Origin of the sequence: Janthinobacterium sp. HH104, from assembly GCF_001758715.1 — a bacterium.
Classification (GTDB): domain Bacteria; phylum Pseudomonadota; class Gammaproteobacteria; order Burkholderiales; family Burkholderiaceae_D; genus Janthinobacterium; species Janthinobacterium aestuarii.
In genome coordinates this window covers 15,993-35,202 of sequence record NZ_LRIB01000013.1, presented here as the reverse complement: position 1 = coordinate 35,202, position 19,210 = coordinate 15,993, and the positions used below count along the sequence as shown (strand labels likewise).

The window sequence follows — 19,210 nt, the reverse complement described above, 5'->3', positions numbered from 1 at the left end:
ACCCACCTTGTCTTTCATTCCACAATCACATCACCCAAACACAATCGCCGCCCGGCGCAACAGCGCGGGACGGCGATCATGGTCCTACCTTGCGGCAAGCCATGCGTAGGTCGGATTAGGCCCCTTGGGCCGTAATCCGACAACATTGTTGACGTCTGTGGTGTTGTCAGATTACGCGCGGCTTTGCCGCGCTAATCCGACCTACTCTGGCTTGGCTTCCGCAGCCTTGGCAGCCTTGTCGGCGGCTTTGTCCGCTTTTTCCGGCTTTTCAGCAGCCAGCGGCGGCAGTTCGCGCACGCCCAGCGAAGCGCGGACCTTGTTTTCGATTTCGCGGGCCAGCGCCGGACGCTCTTGCAGGAAGGCGCGGGCGTTGTCCTTGCCCTGGCCGATGCGTTCGCCGTTGTAGCTGTACCACGAACCGGATTTTTCCACGATCTTGGCATCCGAGCCCAGGTCCAGGATTTCGCCTTCGCGCGAAGTACCTGCGCCGTACAGGATGTCGAAGTGCGCTTCCTTGAACGGTGGCGCGATCTTGTTCTTGACGACCTTGACCTTGGTTTCGTTGCCGATCACTTCATCGCCGGACTTGATCGAACCGGTGCGGCGGATGTCCAGACGCACGGAGGCGTAGAATTTCAGCGCATTGCCGCCCGTGGTTGTTTCCGGGCTGCCGAACATCACGCCGATCTTCATGCGGATCTGGTTGATGAAGATGACCAGGGTATTGGTGCGGTTGATGGAACCGGTCAGCTTGCGCAGGGCTTGCGACATCAGACGCGCTTGCAGGCCTGGCAGGGAATCACCCATGTCGCCTTCGATCTCGGCGCGTGGCGTCAGTGCGGCCACGGAGTCGATGACGACGAGGTCGACACTGCCCGAACGGACGAGGGCGTCGCAGATTTCCAGCGCCTGCTCGCCCGTGTCCGGTTGCGAGATCAGCAATTCGTGCAGGTTCACGCCCAGCTTTTGCGCGTAGCCGACGTCGAGCGCGTGCTCGGCATCGATAAAGGCGCACGTGCCGCCCAGTTTTTGCATTTCGGCGATGGTTTGCAGGGTCAAGGTGGTTTTACCCGACGATTCCGGACCGTAGATTTCCACCACGCGGCCGCGCGGCAAGCCGCCCACGCCCAGCGCGATATCGAGGCCGAGCGAACCGGTCGACACGACTTGCACTTCTTCGATCGGTGCGCTGGCATCCATGCGCATGACCGAACCTTTGCCAAACTGCTTCTCGATCTGCGCCAGTGCGGCGGCGAGCGCCTTGGCTTTTTCCGATGCGGGTACTACAGCTTTTTTATCGTCCATATGTTCTTTCAGCCGTTCTACAGTTGCGGATTCACGTGACGCATCTACGTGAACCGTGCAGCCTGCGATAGCGCCAGTGGGTTAAATTCTTTACACAGACAGTACTGTATAAAAAAACAGTGATCAATGCAAGCGGAACGTGGATTTGTTTTGAAACAGATCAATACAAGCGTGGATTTTCACAAAAATTCGCCACCTTGCGGAAAATGAAACACAATACAAGCTTCTACCGCCGCAAAGCATAGGAAGTGCACCATGCGTATTTTACTTGCCGAAGATGACAGCGTGCTGGCCGATGGCCTGACCCGCTCGCTGCGCCAGTCCGGTTATGCGATCGACTACGTCAAGACGGGGCAAGAGGCCGATACGGCCCTGTCCACCCAGGAATTCGACTTGCTGATCCTCGACCTGGGCCTGCCGAAAATGTCCGGCCTGGAAGTGCTGCGCCGCCTGCGCGCACGCGCTTCGCTGCTGCCTGTGCTGATCCTGACGGCCGCCGATTCCATCGAACAACGCGTGAATGGCCTCGACCTCGGTGCCGATGATTATATGGCCAAGCCGTTCGCCTTGTCGGAACTCGAGGCAAGAGTGCGCGCCCTGACGCGCCGCGGCGCCGGCGGCGGCGCCACCATCATCAAGCACGGCCCCCTCAGCTACGACCAGGTGGGGCGCAGCGCCTACATCAACGACCAGATGCTCGACCTGTCGGCGCGCGAACTGGGCTTGCTGGAAATCCTGCTGGGTCGCACCGGCCGCCTCGTCTCGAAAGAGCAGCTGGTCGACCACCTGTGCGAATGGGGCGAGGAAGTGTCGAACAACGCCATCGAAGTGTATGTGCACCGCCTGCGCAAGAAGATCGAAGTAGGCGGCGTGCGCATCGCCACCGTGCGCGGCCTCGGCTATTGCCTGGAAAAATATTCGGAAGCGGCGCGCCTGAACGCTGAAGCGGGCGAGTCGGCAAGCCCGGCCAGCGGACCCGCCAGCAAGTGAAGGCGCGCGAGGCGCCAGCGGACGAGCCGGACGACGACGACTGGTTCGAGCCGCCCACCACGGAGCAGGATGACACGATCGAGCACTCGCTGTTCGGCGAAATCCTCGACTGGATGCTGGCGCCCCTGCTGCTGCTGTGGCCGATGAGCATCGCCATCACCTATCTGGTGGCCAAGGGCATCGCCAATCAGCCGTTCGACCATGCGCTGGAAGACAGCGTGACCGTGCTCACGCAGCAAGTCAAGCAGGCCGATGGCGCCATGTTGCGCCGCGCGCCGGACAAGAACAGCAGCAATAATAATGGCCGCGACTTGCTGCGCGGCGACGATGTCGACACCCTATATTACCTGGTGGTGGGTCCGCGCGGCGAATACCTGGCCGGCGACCGCGATTTGCCGCCGCCGCAGGATCCCGACAAATACCGCAGCGGCATGGTGCTATTTCGCAACGACACCATCCACGGCACGCCCGTGCGCGTGGCGTTCAGCTATCTCGACATTCCTGCCGACAACGACGATGAGCCGCACCGCGCGCTGGTACAAGTTGCCGAAACCCTGGAGAAACGCGCCCAGCTGGCCAATGAAATCATCAAGGGCGTGATTTTGCCGCAGTTCATCATCCTGCCCGTGATCCTGGCTCTCGTCTGGTTTGCCCTGGCGCGCGGCCTGTCGCCGCTGGCGCAATTGCAGGAGCGCATACGCGCCCGGCCACCCGACGATTTATCGCCGATCGAATCGGGCCAGGTACCCGAGGAAATCACGCCGCTGGTCGGTTCGCTCAACGAGATGCTGGCGCGGCTATCGCTGTCGATCGACATGCAGAAACGCTTCATCGCCGATGCCGCGCACCAGATGAAAACGCCGCTGGCCGGCATGCGCATGCAGTCGGAACTGGCCCTGCGCCAGACCGATCACGACGAGATCCACCGCTCGCTGCTGCAACTGGCGAAAAGTTCGGAAGCGGCCACGCGCCTCGTCAACCAGTTGCTGGCCCTGGCGCGCGCGGAAAACCAGCCGCAGGCGGGCACGGCGTTCGAGCCGATCGAGCTGAGCGAACTGGCGCGCGGCGTGGTGCAGGACTGGGTTCAAGCTTCGTTTGCCCAGCATATCGACCTGGGCTTCGAGCAGCCCGCGTATTCGATCATGATTTCCGGCAATGCCATGATGCTGCGCGAGCTGCTGAGCAACCTGATCGACAACGCCCTGCGCTACACGCCGTCGGGCGGCAGCGTCACGGTGCGCGTGCGCAGCACCCTGGAACTGGCCATCCTGGAAGTGGAAGATACGGGTCCCGGCATTGCGCCGGCCGAGCGGGCCCACGTGTTCGAACGCTTTTACCGCATTCTCGGCAGCAATGTCGACGGTAGCGGCCTGGGCCTGGCCATCGTGCGAGAAATTGCGCAGCAGCATGGCGCCGAAGTCGATATTTTTAACAATCCGCGCGCGCAGTCGCCGAAGCTGCCGGGCACCCTGCTGCGCCTGAGCATCGCCCTGCTGTTGCCGGACGCGCCAGAAGAGGATGACATCACGTATGGATAAGCCGAGCCCACCCGTTGCCCCGGCGCGGCCATCGCACGCGCCCAGCCCCGAGCTGCAGGCGCGCCGCGACATCCACTGGCGCAAGACGCGGCGCCTGACGGCCATCCTGCTGCTGGTGTGGCTGCTGACGGGCTTCCTGACCGTGTTCTATGCGCGCGAGCTGCTGCACCTGAACCTGTTCGGCTGGCCGCTGCCCTTCTATATGGCGGCCCAGGGCGCCTCGCTCGTGTACCTGGCCATCATCGCCTTCTATGCCTGGCGCATGCGGCGCCTCGACCGGGATTTCCATACCGAGGAGCAAGCATGAGCGGCCAGCGCAGTTTCTTTGCGCGGCTGAGCCGCTACTACCTGCTGTTTACGGCCGGTTTCGCCGCTTTCCTGCTTGCCTTGTCCGTGCTGGAACAGGAAGGCATGCCGCGCGCGTGGATCGGCTACCTGTTCATGCTCGTCACCATCACCCTGTACGCCACCATCGGCGTCATCAGCCGCACCTCGAACGTCACCGAATACTATGTGGCGGGGCGCCGGGTGCCAGCCATGTTCAACGGCATGGCCACGGCCGCCGACTGGATCTCGGCCGCCAGCTTCATCAGCCTGGCCGGCGGCCTGTACCTGAACGGCTTCGACGGCCTGGCCTTCATCATGGGCTGGACGGGCGGCTATTGCCTGGTGGCGCTCCTGATCGCACCCTACCTGCGCAAGTTCAGCCAGTACACGATTCCCGATTTCCTCGCCGCCCGCTACGGCAGCGGCACCGACAAGCGGGGCGCCAGCGTGCGCGTGGTGGCCGTGGCCGCCACCATCATCGTGTCGTTTACCTATGTGGTGGCGCAGATCTACGCCGTCGGCCTGATCGCCTCGCGCTTCACGGGCGTGGATTTTTCCGTCGGCATCTTCCTGGGCCTGGCCAGCATTCTCGTCTGCTCCTTTCTGGGCGGCATGCGCGCCATCACCTGGACGCAGGTGGCGCAGTACATCATCATCCTCGTCGCCTTTCTGATTCCCGCCATGTGGCTGTCGGTCAAGCATGCGGACAATCCCGTGCCGCAGATCGCCTACGGCAAGGTGCTGACGCAACTGAGTGCGCGCGAACACGTGCTGGAAACGGACCCGAAAGAAAACGAAGTGCGCGCCATCTTCCGCCAGCGCGCGCAAAGCTACCAGGCGCGCATCGACGGCTTGCCCGGTTCCTGGGAACAAGGCCGCCTGGCGGCCCAGCGCCAGCTCGATAGTTTGCGCCAGCGCAATACCTCGCTGTTCGACATCCGCAACGCGGAGCGCTACCTGATCGCCTATCCGAAAAGTCCGGACGAGGCACGCGTGCTGTGGCAGGCAGCGCAGGCGCAGAACCAGAAACGCGCCGAGCCGATCATTCCGCACGCGCAGCCGTTTCCCGCCGCGGACCGCGAGCAATCCGACATCAAGCGCAACAATTTCCTGGCCCTCGTGTTTTGCATGATGCTGGGCACGGCCGCCCTGCCGCATATCCTCATGCGATCGTACACCACGCCTTCCGTGCACGAAACGCGCGTCTCCGTGTTCTGGACCCTGTTCTTCATCTTGTTGATCTATCTCACGATTCCCGCGCTGGCCGTGCTGGTCAAGTACGATATTTACTCGGCGCTCGTGGGCACGCAATACGCGAACCTGCCCACCTGGGTGTCGTACTGGGCCAATGTGGACAAGCTCAGTCCCCTGATCAGCATCGTCGACGTCAACCGCGACGGCATCGTGCAACTGGCGGAAATTTCCATCGACGCCGACGTGCTGGTGCTGGCCACGCCCGAGATCGCCGGCCTGCCCTACGTGATTTCCGGCCTGGTGGCGGCAGGCGGCCTGGCCGCCGCCCTGTCGACGGCCGATGGCTTGCTGCTGGCCATCTCGAACGCCCTGTCGCACGACGTCTATTACAAGGTGGTCGATCCCACGGCTTCGACGCAAAAGCGCGTGACGATTTCAAAATTGCTGCTGCTGGCCGTGGCCTTCATCGCCGCCTATGCGGCCTCGCAAAAGCCGGCGGACATTTTGTCGCTGGTGGGCGTAGCCTTTTCCCTGGCCGCCTCGACCCTGTTCCCGCCGCTGGTGCTGGGCGTCTTCTGGCAACGCGCCAACTTCCAGGGCGCACTGGCCGGCATGCTGACGGGCTTTGGCGTATGCCTGTATTACATGCTGCACACGAGCACCATGCTGGGCGGCAATGCCAGCGGTCAATGGTTCCACATCGCGCCCATCTCGGCCGGCATCTTCGGCGTGCCGGCCGGCCTGGCCGCCGCCATCCTCGTCAGCTGGCTGACGCCGGCGCCGGGACGCCGCAGCACGGGGCTGGTTGAGCATATCCGGGCGCCGGAGTGAGCGTCCATAGGTCAATTTTTTATTCCAGGTTACAACACACCATGCCCCAGGCTTTCTTGCGTCTGCTACATATCCTGGCCGCCTGCGCCAGCCTGTTCGCCCTTTCCGCACAGGCGCACACGGCCATCGCGCCGCCACCACTGTCGGCCTTCTTCGCCAATCCCGAATTCAGCGGCCCCCAGTTGTCGCCCGATGCGCGCCATCTGGCCGTGAAGGTGAGCGGCGCGAACAATCGCGAACGGCTGGCCATCGTCAACCTGCTCGATAACAGCATCAAGGTCGTGGCGCAATTCAGCGATGTCGACGTGGGTGACGTCGAATGGGTCAACAACGAGCGCCTGATCCTGAACACGCGCGACCGCCAGACGGCGCCCGGCGACATGCGTTTCGGGCCGGGCCTGTTTGCCGTCAACCGCGACGGCGGCAACTTTCGCCAGCTGGCCGCCCGCAGCGCCATGCCCGATGCCTCCACCTCGATCTATAAACTGCTGCCCTGGCATACCTACCTGACGGGCCAGCGCGGTGCGCAGGATACCCAGGCCGTGTATGTGCGCAGCACCGTGTACGCCTCGACGGGCGAAGTCGACTACGAAGGCTTGCGGCAGCTCGATACGCTCACGGGCCGCAGCACGGCCGTCAAGCCGCCAGGCAAGGTGCGCCGCTGGCTGCTCGACCAGCATGGCGAACCGCGCCTGGCCGTGACCCGGGAGCGCAATATCGAAAGCGTGCAGTACCTTGATCCGGCCAGCGGCGCCTGGCGCACGCTGGCGCAGTTCGACGCCTACCTCGGCGGCCCCGACGCCTTCACCCCGCTCTCCTTCGGCACGGACGGCACCCTGTACGTGAGCGCCCGCATGGGCAGCGATACGCTGTCCGTGCATGCCTACGACCTGGCCAGCAGCCGCATCGTGCCCACGCCCATCATCTCGCTCGACGGCTATGACTTCAGCGGCAATCTGATCGTCGGGCAAGGCAAGCTGCTGGGCGTGCGCCACCTGAGCGATGCGCGCGCCACGCGCTGGTTCGACCCGGCCATGACGGCGCCCCAGGCACGTATCGACGCCCTGCTGCCAGCGACCATCAACCTGGTCTCGCTGGCGGCCCGCCCCGCCACACCCTTCATGCTGGTGACCTCGTATTCCGACCGGCAGCCGGGCAAATTCTCGCTGTTCAACAGCGACACGGGCAAGCTGAGCATCATCGGCGAAGCGCAGCCGCTCATCAAGCCGGCGCAGATGAGCGAGCAGCAGCTGGTGCGCTACAAGGCGCGCGATGGCCTGTCCATTCCCGCCTGGCTCACCGTGCCCGCCACGACTTCCGGCAAGCAGCTGCCGCTGGTCGTGCTCGTGCATGGCGGCCCGTATGTGCGCGGCAGCTCCTGGCAATGGAATGCCGAAGTGCAATTTCTTGCCTCGCGTGGCTATGCCGTGCTGCAACCGGAATTTCGCGGCAGCACAGGCTTTGGCGCCAAGCATTTTCGCGCCGGCTGGAAACAATGGGGCTTGAAGATGCAGGACGATCTCGCCGATGGCGCGCGCTGGGCCATCGCCGAAGGAATCGCCGATCCGCGCCGCATCTGCATCGCCGGCGCCAGCTATGGCGGTTATGCCGCTTTGATGGGCCTGGTCAACGATCCCGACCTGTTCCGCTGCGCCATCGACTGGGTGGGCGTGACCGACATCAACCTGCTGTATAGCGGCCACTGGAGTTTCAAATCCGACCTCGGCGATGACTGGAAACAGTACGGCATGCCCGAGCTGATTGGCGACCGGACGGCCAACGCGGCCCAGTTCCAGTCCACCTCGCCCATCGCCCAGGCGGCGCGCATCACCCAGCCCCTGCTGCTGGCGTACGGCGCCGCCGATCAGCGGGTGCCGCTGTATCACGGCAAGCAGTTTTACGCGGCCGTCAAACAGCACAACCGCGATGTCGAATGGGTGGTCTACGACGAGGAAGGCCATGGATGGACATTGCCGAAGAACCGCATCGACTTCTGGGGCCGGGTGGAGAAATTCCTCGACAGGACTATCGGAAAAGACAGCGCCCCGGCAAAAAAGGAGTAGGCTGGAGGGCCGTTCCATTTACGAGGAAATCCTATGCCGTCTGGAAAAATTCTTGTCGCCCAGGGAGGCGGTCCCACCGCCGTCATCAACCAGTCGCTGGTGGGCGTGGTGCTCGAATCACGGCGCTTTCAGCATGTCACGCGCGTGTATGGCGCGCTGCACGGCGTGCGCGGCATCGTCAATGAAGAATTCGTCGATCTGACGCAGGAAACCAGCCACAACCTGGAACTGGTGGCCGCCACGCCGTCCTCGGCCCTCGGCTCCACGCGCGACAAGCCAGACATCGCCTACTGCCAGCAAATCTTCGAAGTGCTGCGCGCGCACGAGATCGAACATTTCTTTTATATCGGCGGCAACGACTCGTCCGACACCGTGCGCATCGTCAGCGAAGAAGCCCACAAGGCCGGCTATCCGCTGCGCTGCATCCACATCCCGAAAACCATCGACAACGACCTGGTGGGCAGCGACCATACACCGGGCTTTCCCTCGGCCGCGCGCTTCGTCGCGCAAGCGTTCGCCGGCGCCAACCTCGACAACGCGGCCTTGCCCGGCGTGTACGTGGGCGTGGTGATGGGCCGCCACGCGGGCTTCTTGACGGCTGCCTCGGCGCTGGGCAAGAAGTTCCCCGACGATGGCCCGCACCTGATCTACCTGCCCGAGCGCGTCTTCGTGCTGGAACAGTTTCTTGCCGACGTGAAGGCGACGTATGAAAAATATGGCCGCTGCGTGATCGCTGTCTCGGAAGGCATCCACGACGCCTCGGGCGAACCGATCGCCAGCCTGTTGGCGAAAGAAGTCGAACGCGATGCGCACGGCAATGTGCAATTGTCGGGCACGGGCGCGCTGGCCGACCTGCTGTGCGACGAAATCAAGGCCAAGCTCGGCATCAAACGCGTGCGCGGCGACACCTTCGGCTATCTTCAGCGCTCCTTCATCGGCTGCGTTTCCGACGTCGACCAGCGCGAAGCCCGCGAAGTGGGCGAAAAAGCGGTGCAATTCGCCATGTGGGGCGACCGCGACGGTTCGGTGGCCATCAAGCGCACGGGCTTTTATTCCGTGGATTACGAGTTGCTGCCCCTGACAGAAGTGGCAGGCAAGACGCGCACCATGGAAGACGAGTTCATCAGCGCCAGCGGCACGGACGTCACCGATGCTTTCCGCCTGTACTTGCGTCCGCTGCTGGGTTCAGGCATGCCCGATGCGTTCCGCCTGCGCGCGGCGAAAGTGGCGAAGGTGCTCAAACCCTAGCTGTTTTCCGCCAGCAACAGCGGCCGTAGTTTCACGGCCGCCTCCTTGAGCTGCGGCACGTGCTGCATCAATTGCTCCACGGATTTGCGTGCCACGGGCGCGTGGCAGGCGACAGCCGCCACGATGCGCCCGTCGGCCGCGCAGATGGGCACGGCCACGGCCACCATGCCGTGCACGAATTCCTCGTCGTCGATGCCGATGCCCAGCCTGGCGATGCGCACGATCTCGCGCTCGAGCAACACGGGGTCGGTAATGCTTTTCGGCGTGCGCGCTTCCAAGGTCAGCATGGCCAGCAGCTCGCGCCGCTCCAGCAAACTCATGTGCGCAAGGAATAACTTTCCGCTGGCCGTGCAATGCATGGGCGCCCGGCTGCCCAGCACCAGATGCAGGCGCAGCGGTTCCTGCGTTTCCACGCGGTCCACGTAGACGATCGCATTGCCTTCGGGAATGGCCAGGTTGCACGTCTCGCCCGTGATGGCCACCAGGCTGCCCAGGATGCTGCGACTGACGCGGATCAGGGCATTGTTGCGCAGGGTCGCCAGCGCCAGGTTGGTCGAGGCGGCACCGGGCACATAGCCGCGCCCCACGGGCGTGCGCAGCACATAGCCATGCTGCTCCAAGGTATCGAGCAAGCGCATCATGCTGGCCTTGGGCACTTGCATGCGCGCGGCCAGCTGCGACAGGGTCAAGGGCTGGCTGGCGCTGGCCAGGTGCTCGATCAAACGCAGCACGCGCAATCCCCGCGCCTCGTCGCCATGGCTCGCCGTTGTGCCGGTCTCCACTTGGCCACCTTCTTCGGCCTCGCCCGGCCGTTTTTGAAACGCATCATGCATGTTCTGTTTCACCTCTCGCGTATGCGGCTGTTTCCGCTTGTCCCGGTGCCGCACGTCTTTTATAAATGGAACCAGAAGTTCCAAAAATAACCAATAAAGACCAGTGTATCGCAAAAAACGCCCGCTGAGGCGGTGCGATACCGCAACGCAGGAGACAAGAACAATGTTGCAAATACACTACGATTACATCGTTGTCGGCGCCGGTTCCGCCGGCTGCGTGCTGGCCAACCGCCTGTCGCACGACAGCAACAATCAGGTATTGCTGCTGGAAGCGGGCGGCAAGGACAACAATCCCTGGATACACGTGCCGGTCGGCTATTTCAAGACCATGCACGATCCCAAGCTCGACTGGTGCTACCGCACGGAAGCGGACGCCGGCATCGCGGGGCGCCAGCTGCAATGGCCGCGCGGCAAGGTGCTGGGCGGTTCCAGCTCGCTCAACGGCTTGCTGTACGTGCGGGGCCAGAAGGAAGACTACGACCGCTGGGCCGAACTCGGCAATGCAGGCTGGAGCTATGCCGAGGTGCTGCCCTATTTCAAGAAATCGGAGGACCAGGAACGCGGCGCCAGCGATTACCATGGCGTGGGCGGTCCATTGAAAGTGTCGGACCTGCGGCTGCGCCGCCCCATCGCCGAGCATTTTATTGCGGGCGCCACGGAAAGCGGCATCCCCTTCAATGCCGATTACAACGGCGCCACGCAGGAAGGTGTCGGCTATTTCCAGCAGACAGCCAGCAAGGGCTTGCGCTGGAGTACGGCGAAAGCCTTCCTTCGGCCCGCCCGCAAGCGCGCCAACCTGCGCGTGGAAGTGCGCGCGCAAATCACGCGCGTACTGTTCGATGGCAAGCGTGCCGTCGGCATCGAATTCCGGCAGGATGGCCAGCTGCGCCAGGCGCATGCCAGCGGCGAAGTGATACTCTGCGCGGGCGCCATCGGTTCGCCGCAAATCCTGCAATGCTCGGGCGTGGGCCCGCGCGCCCTGCTCGATGAAGTGGGCGTGCCGCTCGTGCACGACTTGCCCGGCGTGGGACAGAACCTGCAAGACCATCTGCAAATCCGCCTCGTCTTCAAGACGCGGCTGAAAACCCTGAACGATGAAGTCAACAGCCTGTGGGGCAAGCTGTGGGTGGGCATGCAATATGTGTTTTCCCGCTCGGGACCGTTGACCCTGGCGGCCAGCCAGGTGACAGTGTTTACCAAGTCGTCGCCCGACGTGGAACGGCCCGACATCCAGTTCCACATGCAGCCGCTGAGCGCCGACAAGCCGGGCGAAGGCGCGCATCCGTTTTCCGCGTTCACGTCGTCCGTGTGCCAGCTGCGCCCGCACAGCCGCGGCCACGTGTCGATCAAGTCCGCCGATCCACTCGCTTATCCTGGCATCTACCCGAATTATCTGTCCGACCCGCGCGACCAGCAGACGGCGGTTGCCGCCCTGCGCGTGGCCCGAAAAATCGCTGCCGCCCCGTCGCTGGCGCCGCACATCATTTCCGAGTTCGTGCCCGGCCCGCAGTTCCAGAACGATGAGGAACTGCTGGACGCGGCGCGGCGCTTCAGCCAGTCGATCTACCACCCGAGCGGCACCTGCAAGATGGGGCATGACGCCATGGCCGTCGTCGACGAGCGTCTGCGCGTGCACGGCATGCAGAACCTGCGCGTGGTCGACGCGTCGATCATGCCGGAAATCGTCTCGGGCAATACGAACGCGCCCACCATCATGATCGCCGAAAAAGCGGCCGACATGATTTTGGCGGACGCCGTGCGCCTGCCCAAGGCGGCCTGACTCTACCCCATTCCGTTCCCAAAGGAGGATGCCAGCGGCGGGCAGAGTGGCCCGCCCCTCAATGACTTGGCAATCAGCCAGGCATCAGAAAAAAACACATAATCGATATCGATAGGAGACTAGATATTATGGATAACAATACGAGCAATCCGAAAAAGGCCAAAGAGCTACGGAAAGTCGTGATGGCCAGCGTGATCGGCGCCACCATCGAATGGTATGACTTCTTTTTATACGGCGTCGTGGCCGGCATCGTGTTCAGCAAGCTGTATTTCCCGGGCGGCGATCCGCTCGTCTCGACCATGCTGGCCTACGGCACCTTTGCCGTAGGTTTTCTGTCGCGCCCCATCGGCGGCGTGATCTTCGGCCACTTCGGCGACAAGATCGGCCGCAAGAGCATGCTGGTGATGACCCTGATGATCATGGGGATCTCCACTTTCCTGATCGGCGTGCTGCCGACCTACGACCACATCGGCTACTGGGCCCCTGGCCTGCTGCTGTTCCTGCGCGTGCTGCAGGGTATCGGCCTCGGTGGCGAATGGGGCGGCGCCGTGCTGATGGCGTATGAATATGCGCCCCCAAAGGAGCGCGGCTTCTATGCCAGCCTGCCGCAGATCGGCCTGGCCATCGGCCTGTGCCTCGCTTCGGGCGTGGTGGCGATCCTGTCGTATACCTTGACGGATACGCAATTCCTGTCCTGGGGCTGGCGCGTCGCCTTCATCCTGTCGGCGGCCCTCGTCTTCATCGGCATGTGGATACGCCTGAACGTGATGGAAACGCCCGAATTCCAGGCCGTCAAGGAGAAGAACGCGGAGACGCAGATTCCATTCTTCGACCTGCTGAAACGCTATCCGGGCAATGTCTTGAAGGGTATGGGCGCGCGCTATATCGACGGCGTGTTCTTCAATATCTTTGGCGTGTTTTCCATCACCTACCTGACCAACACCATCAAGATCGACCGCACGGAAGCGCTGATGGGCGTGATGGCGTCGGCCGTCGTGATGTGCTTCTGCATTCCGTTCTTCGGCAGGCTGTCGGACCGCATCGGCCGCACCAAGGTGTTTTTCTGGGGCTCGTTGATCACGGGCGTGTCGTCGATTCCCGCCTTCTGGATCATGCTCAACCACGCCGACAATCCGCTGCTGCTGTGGTGTTCCGTGATCATCCCGCTGGGCGTGCTGTATTCGGCCGTGTACGGCCCGGAAGCGGCCCTGTTCTGCGACCTGTTCGACGCCAAGGTACGCTACACGGGCATCTCCTTCGTCTACCAATTCTCGGGCATCTTCGCCAGCGGCCTGACGCCCATCATCGCCACCTACCTGCTCAAGACGGGCAATGGCGAGCCGTGGCACATCGTCGGCTACATCCTGTTCGCCTCGCTCGTCTCGGCCGTCAGCGTGGCCATGATCGGAAAAGGAGGCTCGCAGCCGGATGGCCGCATGAAGACGGCGCACGCGCGGTAGACATCCGGACGTAAAAAAAGCAGGCCTCTCGCGAGTGCCTGCCTTTTCCATTCAAGCTACAGCTTAGATGACGATAGTCTGGTGCTCGTCGCCGTTACGCGCGCGGATCGTGCCGATGCGCGACACGGTTTCGCCGGCCGCTTGCAGCTGGGCGATGGCGGCGTCCGCATTCTCTTGCGAGACGATGACGGTCATGCCGATGCCGCAGTTGAAGACGCGGTGCATTTCGGCGTCAGCCACGCCGCCGTGCTGTTGCAGCCACGTGAACAGCGGCGGCATGGTCCATGCCTTCGAGTCCAGCTCGGCCACCAGGCCAGGCTGCAGCACGCGCGGGATGTTTTCCACCAGGCCGCCACCGGTGATGTGCACCATGCCCTTGACTTCCATGGCATCCATCAGCGCCAGCAGCGGCTTGACGTAGATGCGCGTCGGCTGCATCAGCACGTCGGCCAGCTTGCGGCCGTGGAAGTCGCCTTCCAGGTCAGGTTTCGCCACTTCGATGATCTTGCGCACCAGCGAGTAACCGTTCGAGTGCACGCCCGACGAGGCCAGGCCCAGCACCACGTCGCCCGGGGCGATCTTGGTGCCGTCGATGATTTTCGATTTTTCCACGGCGCCGACGGCAAAACCTGCCAGATCGTATTCGCCGGCCGGGTACATGCTCGGCATTTCCGCCGTTTCGCCGCCGATCAGCGCGCAACCGGCTTGTTCGCAACCCTGGGCGATGCCCTTGATGACGTCGGTGGCAATGGCCACGTCCAGCTTGCCGCAAGCGAAGTAGTCGAGGAAGAACAGCGGCTCGGCGCCTTGCACCAGGATGTCGTTGACGCTCATGGCGACCAGGTCGATGCCGACCGTGTCATGGCGGTTCAGTTCGAACGCCAGGCGCAATTTAGTGCCGACGCCGTCGGTACCCGAGACCAGCACCGGTTCCTTGTACTTCTTGCTGATTTCAAACATGGCGCCAAAACCGCCCAGGCCGCCCATCACGCCTTCGCGCAGGGTGCGCTTGGCAAACGGCTTGATTGCTTCGACTAAAGCGTCGCCTGCGTCGATATCGACGCCAGCGTCACGGTAGGAAAGGGAAACATTAGAAGTCTGGTTCATGGTGTGGTGGCAGCGGAGGCGGTAAAATAGAAGGCGGATACCCGCCAGCACGCGCGCGCAAGCATGTTTTTCAACATCGTGCGGCAGGGCGCCAGCGGGTGAATTCGGTCGATCAAGTCGCTATTTTATCAAACTGCCCCGCTATTTCGTAATTAACTGCCTTTTTTTAACGCAACAGTACAAACTACATGCCATTCGCCATCACCGCCGAACAGAAGCAAACAGCATTTTGGATCGCGGTCTGGCTGGCATTTTTGCTGCTGCTCGTCAGCCTCGGCCCCATCCTGACGCCCTTCCTGGCCGCCGCCATCCTCGCTTACGTGCTCAATCCCGGCGTCGACCGCTTGCAGCGCCTCCATTACAAGCGCTTTTACGTGCCCCGTCCGCTGGCCGTGCTGGTCGTCGTAGTGTTGTTTTTCCTCGCCATCACGGCGCTGGTGCTGATCGTCGTGCCCGTGTTGCAGAAGGAAATCCCGCTGCTGCAGGCGCAAATCCCGCAATTCCTCAGCAAGGCGAACGAGTTCCTGGCGCCGAAACTGCGCGACCTCGGCATCCGCGTGCGCCTGGACGGCACGGGCATCAAGCGCATGCTGAGCCAGCAGATGGCCACCAGCGGCGATGAAATCTGGAGCACGGTGCTCGCCTCGGCCCGTATCGGCGGCACGGCCGTGCTGGGCTGGCTGGCCACCGTCGTGCTGATTCCCGTGGTGCTGTTTTATTTGTTGCTGGACTGGCATCCGATGCTGGCGCGCATCGCCGCCGCCGTGCCGCGCCGCTGGGTCGGCCGCACGGTGGGCATGGCGCAGGAAGTCGATACCCTGCTGGCGCAATACCTGCGCGGCCAGTTGCTCGTCATGCTGGTGCTGGCCACGTATTACTCGGTGGCGCTGGCCATCGCCGGTTTTGAAGTGGCATTGCCTGTGGGCATCATCACGGGCTTGCTGGTGTTCATCCCCTACCTGGGCTTCGGACTGGGCCTGATGCTGGCGCTGATCGCCGCCCTGCTGCAGTTTGCAGACTGGAGCGGCGTCATCGCCGTGGCCGTCATCTACGGCTGCGGCCAGGTCATCGAAGGCTTTTTCCTCACGCCGCGTCTGGTGGGCGAGCGCATCGGTTTAAATCCGCTGGCCGTGATCTTTGCCTTGCTGGCTTTCGGACAATTGTTCGGTTTCGTCGGCGTTTTGCTTGCTTTACCCGCTTCTGCCGTCCTGATGGTCGCTTTTAAGCATCTAAGACGCCACTACCTCTCCAGCAGCTTCTATAATACCTAGTAAAAGCGGATATCATATCAACCTAGCAATACCACGATGCACATGCAGTAATGAAAAACAGGACAAGGCGTACGCCATGAAACAACTGGTGCTCGATTTAGGCACAGACCAGGCGCACAGCCTCGATACCTTCGAGGTGGGACAGAATGCCGAAGTGGCGCAGCTGATGCGCCAGTTCGCCGCGCGCACGTCGCGCGAACATTTTGCCTACCTGTGGGGCGAACTGGCCGCCGGCAAGAGCCACCTGCTCAAGGCCCTGGCCAGCACCGAGCGCGCGCGCTACATTTCGCCATTCTCGATCGAGTCCGAATTCGTGTATTCGCCTGACGTCGACCTGTACCTGCTCGACGACTGCGAAAAGCTGTCGCCGCTGGCGCAGATCGATGCTTTTGCCCTGTTCAATGAAATCCGCGCCAACAAGGCATTCATGGTCTGCAGCGGCGCCGTGCCGCCCGCCGTGCTGCCCGTGCGCGAAGACTTGCGCACGCGCATGGGCTGGGGCCTGATCTATCAAATCCACGGCTTGACCGACGATGAAAAAATCGCCGCCCTGACCCAGGCGGCCACCACCCGCGGCTTGACCTTGTCGCCCGGCGTGTTACCCTATCTGCTGTCCCATTTCCGGCGCGACATGCGTTCGCTGTCGACGATGCTGGACTCTCTCGACCTCTACTCCCTTGAAACCCAACGCCCGATCACCTTGCCATTGTTGCGCGAGTTGCTGCAGGCGGAAGCGAAAGAATGATGAATCTGGCCCTGTTTGACCTCGACCACACCCTGCTGCCCATCGACTCGGATCACGAGTGGGGCGAATTCCTGGTACGCATCGGTGCCGTGGACGCCGCCGAATTCACCCGCCGCAACGACGAATTTTTCGCGCAATACCAGGCCGGCACGCTCGATCCGGTGGAATACCTGGAATTCTCGCTCGGCACACTGGCGCAATTCCCGCGCGAGCGCCTGGAAGCGCTGCACCGGCAATTCATGGCCGAAGTGGTCATGCCGGCCATCCGTCCGGAAGTCGTGGCCCTGCTGAAACAGCACCAGGACGCGGGCGACCTGCTGGCCATCGTCACGGCCACCAACCATTTCATCACCAAACCCATCGCCGACGCGCTTGGCGTCGAGCACCTGCTGGCGGCCATGCCCGAATATGACGACGCAGGCAACGTCACGGGCAAGCTGGTCGGCACGCCGACCCTGGGCGCGGGCAAGCTGACCCACACCCACGCCTGGCTGGAAAAGATGGGCAAGGAACTGGGGCAGTTCGAGCGCAGCTATTTCTACAGCGATTCGCACAACGACATTCCCCTGCTGTCGGTCGTGACCCACCCTGTCGCGACCAACCCCAACACCGCTTTGAGCGCACACGCATCCCTCCACGGCTGGCCATCACTCCACTTATTCAATGATTAAAAAATTCATCCGCAAGATCCTCGGCGTTAAAAAAGAGGCAGCGCGCGACACCACTGCACCCATCGTGCTCGGTCCTGCGCAACACGGAATCGACCCGAAACTGGTGTCGTCGAATGCCATCCGCGTCACCAGCAGCCTGCAGGAGGCGGGCTTCGAGGCCTTTGTCGTCGGCGGCGCCGTGCGCGACCTGCTGCTGGGCGTGAAACCGAAAGACTTCGACATCGCCACCAACGCCACGCCGGAACAGGTCAAGCGTTTGTTCCGCCGCGCCTTCATCATCGGCAAGCGCTTCCAGATCGTGCACGTGATGTTCGGCCAGGATTTGCTGGAAGTGACGACCTTCCGCGGCGCCGGCGCCGACTCTGCGCCCAAGGATGAACATGGCCGCGTCCTGCGCGACAACACCTTCGGCTTGCAGCACGAAGACGCGCTGCGCCGCGACTTCACGATCAACGCCATGTATTACAACCCGGCCACGCAGGAAGTACTCGACTACCACGGCGGAGTGGAAGACATCCGCGCCAAGACCTTGCGCATGATCGGCAAACCGGAAGAACGCTATCGCGAAGATCCCGTGCGCATGCTGCGCGTCGTGCGCTTCGCCGCCAAGCTGAAATTCACCATCGAGCCGCACACGGCCGCGCCGATTCCCGTCATGGCGCCGCTGATCAACAATGTGCCCGCGCCGCGCGTGTTCGACGAAATGCTCAAACTCCTGATGAGCGGTCACGCGCTGGCTTGCCTGCAGCAGCTGCGCAAGGAAGGCTTGCATCACGGCCTGCTGCCGCTGCTCGACGTGGTGCTGGAGCAGCCGCTGGGCGCGAAATTCGTCACTCTGGCGCTGGACGCGACGGACCAGCGCATCGCCGCCGGCAAGACCGTCTCGCCAGGCTTTTTGTTCGCCTCGCTGCTGTGGCACCAGGTGCTGGAAAAATGGACGGCCTACCGCGCCGCCGGCGAATCGACGATCCCCGCGCTGCACCTGGCGGCCGACGATGTGCTCGACTCGCAAACGGAAAAACTGGCCTTGCAGCGCAAGATCGGTTCCGACATGCGCGACATCTGGTCGATGCAGCCGCGCTTCGAGCGCCGCGTCGGCAAGGCGCCGTACAAGCTGCTCGAACACCTGCGCTTCCGCGCCGGCTACGACTTCCTGCTGCTGCGCTGCGCCTCGGGCGAGATCGACATGGACATCGGCGAATGGTGGACGGCCTTTTATGAAGGCGACGAGGAAACGCGCGAAGCGCTGCTCGTCAGCGCCAATGCCGCACCGGGCGCCGTCAAGAAGAAGCGCCCGCCACGCCGCAGCACGCGCAGCAAGACCGGCACGGGCGGCGGCTCGACCACCGGCAGCACCAGCGGCGAATAATGACGGTCACCGCCTACATCGGCATCGGGGCCAACCTGGGCGATGCGCGTGCGAATGTGCAGGATGCGATCGCGCGCCTGGCGCGCCTGCCTGGCGCATCCCTCGTTGACGCCTCGGCCAGCTACCGCACGGCGCCCATCGATTCGAGCGGCGACGACTACATCAACGCCGTGGCGCGCATCACAACCACCCTGCCGGCAGAGGAACTGCTGCTGGCGCTGCACGCCATCGAGGCGGCGCACGGGCGCGAGCGGCCCTATCGCAACGCCCCGCGCACCCTGGACCTGGACTTGCTGCTGTACGGCGATGAACGGATCGCCAGCGCCACCCTGACGGTGCCCCATCCGCGCCTCACCGAGCGCGCCTTCGTGCTGGTGCCGCTGCTGGAACTTGCGCCCGCCATCGTCGTGCCCGGACTCGGGCCGGCGCAGGACTACCTGGCCACGGTGGCCGACCAGGCCATCAGCCAGCTCTGAGC

16 protein-coding genes are annotated in these 19,210 nt (G+C 63.1%); 13 read left to right on the top strand and 3 right to left on the bottom strand.

Annotated features, from left to right (window positions below):
• Positions 1-201: 201 nt before the first annotated feature.
• Positions 202-1,305: a recombinase RecA gene (recA, locus tag JAB6_RS01025; protein ID WP_034746069.1), complete on the bottom strand. Its 1,104-nt coding sequence runs from the start codon at positions 1,303-1,305 to the stop codon at positions 202-204.
• Positions 1,306-1,560: 255 nt separating this feature from the next.
• Here recA and JAB6_RS01020 point away from each other — a divergent pair, with 255 nt between their 5' ends.
• The 6 genes from JAB6_RS01020 to JAB6_RS00995 are packed head-to-tail and all read left to right on the top strand — an operon-like array spanning position 1,561 to position 9,496.
• On the top strand, positions 1,561-2,295 hold the full coding sequence (locus JAB6_RS01020; protein WP_034746066.1) for a response regulator transcription factor: 735 nt from the start codon (positions 1,561-1,563) through the stop codon (positions 2,293-2,295).
• Positions 2,292-3,833, top strand: coding sequence for a sensor histidine kinase (locus JAB6_RS01015; RefSeq protein ID WP_070301055.1), 1,542 nt, complete (start codon positions 2,292-2,294; stop codon positions 3,831-3,833). Before JAB6_RS01020 ends, JAB6_RS01015 begins: the two co-directional genes overlap by 4 nt.
• Positions 3,826-4,140 (top strand): DUF4212 domain-containing protein, encoded by a 315-nt coding sequence (locus tag JAB6_RS01010; protein ID WP_070301054.1) that lies wholly within the window; start codon positions 3,826-3,828, stop codon positions 4,138-4,140. The genes JAB6_RS01015 and JAB6_RS01010 overlap by 8 nt, the downstream gene beginning before the upstream one ends.
• Positions 4,137-6,185 carry a sodium:solute symporter family protein gene (locus JAB6_RS01005; RefSeq protein WP_070301053.1) on the top strand — a complete coding sequence of 683 codons (2,049 nt, stop codon included), beginning with the start codon at positions 4,137-4,139 and terminating at the stop codon, positions 6,183-6,185. Before JAB6_RS01010 ends, JAB6_RS01005 begins: the two co-directional genes overlap by 4 nt.
• A gap of 41 nt (positions 6,186-6,226) precedes the next feature.
• Positions 6,227-8,248 carry a S9 family peptidase gene (locus tag JAB6_RS01000; RefSeq protein WP_070301052.1) on the top strand — a complete coding sequence of 674 codons (2,022 nt, stop codon included), beginning with the start codon at positions 6,227-6,229 and terminating at the stop codon, positions 8,246-8,248.
• Positions 8,249-8,281: 33 nt separating this feature from the next.
• Positions 8,282-9,496 (top strand): 6-phosphofructokinase, encoded by a 1,215-nt coding sequence (locus JAB6_RS00995; RefSeq protein WP_070301051.1) that lies wholly within the window; start codon positions 8,282-8,284, stop codon positions 9,494-9,496.
• Here JAB6_RS00995 and JAB6_RS00990 read toward each other — a convergent pair.
• A complete protein-coding gene (locus tag JAB6_RS00990; protein WP_070301454.1) occupies positions 9,493-10,278 on the bottom strand; it encodes an IclR family transcriptional regulator in 786 nt (261 codons plus the stop codon). The genes JAB6_RS00995 and JAB6_RS00990 overlap by 4 nt on opposite strands.
• 214 nt (positions 10,279-10,492) lie before the next feature.
• Between JAB6_RS00990 and JAB6_RS00985 the strand changes: the two genes are divergently transcribed.
• Together JAB6_RS00985 and JAB6_RS00980 are read left to right on the top strand one after the other, a co-directional pair.
• Positions 10,493-12,109, top strand: coding sequence for a GMC family oxidoreductase (locus JAB6_RS00985; RefSeq protein WP_254671408.1), 1,617 nt, complete (start codon positions 10,493-10,495; stop codon positions 12,107-12,109).
• A 128-nt stretch (positions 12,110-12,237) separates the two neighbouring features.
• Positions 12,238-13,569 (top strand): MFS transporter, encoded by a 1,332-nt coding sequence (locus JAB6_RS00980; protein WP_070301050.1) that lies wholly within the window; start codon positions 12,238-12,240, stop codon positions 13,567-13,569.
• A 63-nt stretch (positions 13,570-13,632) separates the two neighbouring features.
• On the opposite strand, the gene purM is transcribed toward JAB6_RS00980, so the two are convergent.
• Entirely contained in the window at positions 13,633-14,676 is a 1,044-nt protein-coding gene (gene purM / locus JAB6_RS00975; RefSeq protein ID WP_034746051.1) for a phosphoribosylformylglycinamidine cyclo-ligase, read from the bottom strand.
• 188 nt (positions 14,677-14,864) lie between these two features.
• Between purM and JAB6_RS00970 the strand changes: the two genes are divergently transcribed.
• From JAB6_RS00970 to folK, 5 genes are all read left to right on the top strand, one after another.
• Entirely contained in the window at positions 14,865-15,947 is a 1,083-nt protein-coding gene (locus JAB6_RS00970) for an AI-2E family transporter (protein ID WP_070301049.1), read from the top strand.
• A 76-nt stretch (positions 15,948-16,023) separates the two neighbouring features.
• Positions 16,024-16,692 carry a DnaA regulatory inactivator Hda gene (gene hda / locus JAB6_RS00965; protein WP_058048421.1) on the top strand — a complete coding sequence of 223 codons (669 nt, stop codon included), beginning with the start codon at positions 16,024-16,026 and terminating at the stop codon, positions 16,690-16,692.
• Entirely contained in the window at positions 16,692-17,363 is a 672-nt protein-coding gene (locus tag JAB6_RS00960) for an HAD family phosphatase (protein WP_035828308.1), read from the top strand. Before hda ends, JAB6_RS00960 begins: the two co-directional genes overlap by 1 nt.
• A complete protein-coding gene (gene pcnB / locus JAB6_RS00955; protein ID WP_058048420.1) occupies positions 17,356-18,732 on the top strand; it encodes a polynucleotide adenylyltransferase PcnB in 1,377 nt (458 codons plus the stop codon). Before JAB6_RS00960 ends, pcnB begins: the two co-directional genes overlap by 8 nt.
• Positions 18,732-19,208, top strand: coding sequence for a 2-amino-4-hydroxy-6-hydroxymethyldihydropteridine diphosphokinase (folK, locus tag JAB6_RS00950; protein ID WP_070301048.1), 477 nt, complete (start codon positions 18,732-18,734; stop codon positions 19,206-19,208). Before pcnB ends, folK begins: the two co-directional genes overlap by 1 nt.
• Positions 19,209-19,210 lie beyond the last annotated feature (2 nt).